At 46.0% G+C, this 3540-nt stretch carries 3 protein-coding genes; 1 reads left to right on the top strand and 2 read right to left on the bottom strand.

The genetic code is table 11. The annotated features are described in order from the left end of the window. Positions 1–140: 140 nt before the first annotated feature. Together V7Q33_RS23275 and V7Q33_RS23270 are read right to left on the bottom strand one after the other, a co-directional pair. Positions 141–1112, bottom strand: coding sequence for an MlaD family protein (locus V7Q33_RS23275; protein WP_331978755.1), 972 nt, complete (start codon positions 1110–1112; stop codon positions 141–143). A gap of 43 nt (positions 1113–1155) precedes the next feature. After that, entirely contained in the window at positions 1156–1938 is a 783-nt protein-coding gene (locus tag V7Q33_RS23270; protein ID WP_331978753.1) for an N-acetylmuramoyl-L-alanine amidase family protein, read from the bottom strand. Positions 1939–2032: 94 nt separating this feature from the next. Between V7Q33_RS23270 and V7Q33_RS23265 the strand changes: the two genes are divergently transcribed. After that, positions 2033–3540: putative LPS assembly protein LptD (locus V7Q33_RS23265; RefSeq protein WP_333821487.1), on the top strand; the 1508-nt coding region annotated here is incomplete at its 3' end.

Here is a 3540-nt window from a genome sequence, read left to right as displayed (position 1 = left end):
GCAGATCAAATGCATTTTTACTTTAGTATTACAGGGATTCAGAACCGGTAACTGATAACGTGTAACTATCAACGACAAAAAAAGCGGGCCACCCTGAAATGAATGGTCCGCCCTATAACTTAAGAGAAGTGTAAATACAGTTACTGCTTTTTCTTCGCTTCTTCTTCCTTGCGTTGTTGCGCTACTTCTTTTTCAATTTTGCGGCTGCTCTTGCCGAGGGGTGCCAGGAAGTGGCGGGGATTTTTGTTGAAGTGTTTGGCCAGTGAATCGATGGATACCAACAGTTTGTTGAGGTTGACATATAGCGTATCCTCTGTTAGCAATTTGCTCGCCGTGTTGTCGCCTTTGTTGAGGCGGCTTAGCGTTTCGTTCAACTTGTTCAGGCTCGTTTGTGCTTTCTTCACGGTGCCATTCAGCTCCATCACCTTCAGTGAATCCGACAGTTGGTGGAGATTGGCCAGGGTGGGCTTTAACTCGGCTAATGTGTGATTGAGGTTACCTGCCACCGTTTTAAATTCAACACCCAAATCGTTCATGTTGGTATTGGCCGTGGCCAGGGTTTTGTTCAGTAGCCCGGGCGTTGCCTGCAGGCGGCCGAACAACGTATCGAGGTGTTTGCTGTTGCCTTTGAGGCCATCGAGCAATTCGTTTACTTTCTCCAGCGTGGTGGTAAGGTTAGACGCAACCGGTTCTGCACTTTGCGTAATGAAGTCCATAATGCCTTTGGCCACTTCCGACTGCAGCGTATCCTTGGCCTTCAGAATCTTCGTTCCCTTGCGCATGTCGAGTTGAATAAAGCGCCCTCCGAGCAATTCACCATTAAGCATGGCGATGGAAGAATCGGTGAGTACAATATCAGAATCTATATCAAGCTCTACAATTACGCGATCGCGGGTTTGCTGTATCTGTATATTGCTCACGCGCCCTACAGCATAGCCGTTCAGAAATATCTGGTTGGATTCGGTGAGCTTGTCAACGTTCTGGTAGATGGCGTAGTACTTATTGCTGGAAGAGAAGAAATCTATACCCTTCAAAAAGTTAAACCCGAAATAGAGCAACGTAAGACCTACCACCATGAAGAGGCCCACTTTAAATTCTTTAGATAATTTCATGCAGGGGAAAAATGTTGTTTATTCAGGATTAACCTATTGGCCATCAATTTATGGATTCTACTTCATTTTTATAGTCCTTGAATGCCCGGTAAATTCCGGAGGCAATCATATCCTGGCCATCGCTGGTCAGTAGGAATTTTTCTTCCGGCGGATTGGAGAGGAACCCGGCTTCGATCAATACACTCGGCATGGTGGTGCGCCACAACACAACAAAGCCGGCCTGTTTCACGCCTCTGCTAAAGCGCCCTACGCGGTTCTTGAACTGATTCTCAACCTTTTGAGCAAAGCTCAGGCTGCTTTCCTGGTAAGCACTTTGGGTAAGCGTAAAAAGAATATAAGACTCCGGGCTGTTGGGGTCAAAGCCCTCGTAACGCTCTTTGTAGTTCTCGTCCATCAGAATCACCGAGTTTTCACGCTTGGCTACCTGCAGGTTGCGTTCGTCTACGTGCATACCCATGGTAAACGTTTCGGTACCATAGGCTTTCACATTGGAGTGTGAATTGGCGTGGATGCAGATAAAAAGATCGGCCTTGTTTTTATTGGCAATCTCAGCACGTTCGTCCAATGCCAGGTAGCGATCATCCTTACGGGTATAAATCACTTTTACATCCGGCATATTCTTTTCAATATACTCGCCCAGCTTTAATGCGAGCTTCAACGCGATGTCTTTCTCCCGTGCTGTCTTTCCTATATTGCCCGGATCTTTACCTCCGTGGCCGGCATCAATTACCACTACATCTACCTTGGCGTCCATCTTTCGATAGGTAGATGAGGAATTTAGCAAGGTTATTGCTATCAGAAGCACAGTTAATCCAATATTCTTCACAGGCCTTACAATGTTCAGTCTATTTGCAATAACTTTACGCAAAAATGTGAATTTTTCACTAAAAGCTAAAGTCCCCATTTTGAACTCACGGCCTGTGCAGCATCTTTCTATCGTTACCTTATTCATTCTTCTGGCAGTTGCTTCCTATGCGCAGGTGGAGCCTTCTGTTAAAACACCCGGAGATATACTACCGTCAAAAAGCGACTCCATACAAAATACACCGGCCGACACTATTCCTCCCATAAAATCGGATACCCTCAAGGCCGACTCCGTAAAAACACCACCCAAAGGTGATATTGAAACTACTATCAACTATTCGGCCAGAGACTCCATCCGCGCCACCCTCGATAACCAGATGGTCTGGCTATACGGCCAGGCAAAAATAGTATATGGCGATATAGAACTCGAAGCCGAAGAAATTGTAATAGACTATGCCAACAATACCCTAACAGCGCATGGCAAGCGTGATTCTCTCGGACAACGGATAGGATACCCGGTCTTTAAGAACGGTCCCGAGCTATACGAAACGAAAGACATCGTCTACAACTTCAAGACCAAGCGGGCGCGCATCAGCGAGGTGGTTACACAACAGGGGGAGGGCTACCTGCATAGTCAGGCTGCTTTTAAGAACGAAAAGAACGAGATATTAAGTATACACAACAGCTATACAACGTGTAATCTCGAACATCCGCACTTCCGCATTCGTGCTACCAAAACCAAGGCTATTCCCAACGACAAAATTGTGGCGGGGCCGTTTTATATGGAGTTCAATGATATACCCTTGCCCATAGGTTTCCTGTTCGGCATGTTCCCTTCGCCACGCAAAAGTGCATCGGGTATTATTGTGCCTTCGTATGGTGAGGAGCGCAGAAGAGGCTTCAACCTGCGTGGTGGCGGATACTTTTTTGATATCAGCGAGTATATGAAGCTGGCCCTTACGGGCGATATATACTCGAAAGGCGGCCATGCCTTATATGCCAACTCTACCTATCTGAAAAAATATCACTATAGCGGATCGCTCAATTTTGCCTACTCCAAAAACCCGGACTCTGACGACAAGATTGAAACGCAAAACTTCACCAAAGACTTTCGCTTAACGTGGAGTCACTCGCCACAATCGAAGGGTACCGGCAGGTTCTCGGCATCGGTAAATGCTGCTACTTCTACCTTTAACAAGAATAACTATATAAATACCATTACACAGAATACATCAGCGCTGAGTAATATATCTACCAAGCTGAGTTCGAATATATCGTATAGCAAGAAATTTACAGGTACACCGTTTACGTTGGGTTTGAACATGAGCCACAACCAGGACCTGGTTACCAAGAACGTTGACCTTTCGTTGCCGACTATGACGCTGAACATGACCAACCTCTACCCTTTTCAAAAGAAGAGTGGTATGGGCAGCGGTCCGCTGGATAACTTCTCCATATCGTATTCCATGGCGGCATCAAACCGCGTAACCAATGATCTCGGCCGATTAACAACAGAGGCTACTAAAGATAGTATTGCTCCCTTTACATTCAATAACTTCGGTACCTTCTTCGCCAATGGTAAAAAAGGTATGCGGCATTCTATACCGATGTCGTTTTCGTTTAA

The sequence above is a fragment of the Ohtaekwangia sp. genome (assembly GCF_036786105.1).
Lineage (GTDB): Bacteria > Bacteroidota > Bacteroidia > Cytophagales > Cyclobacteriaceae > Ohtaekwangia.
This window is presented reverse-complemented; position numbering and strand designations above follow the sequence as displayed.

Excerpts from the sequence above, each read along its gene's own strand:
- V7Q33_RS23275 (WP_331978755.1), bottom strand. The coding sequence starts at position 1,112 with ATGAAATTATCTAAAGAATTTAAAGTGGGCCTCTTCATGGTGGTAGGT.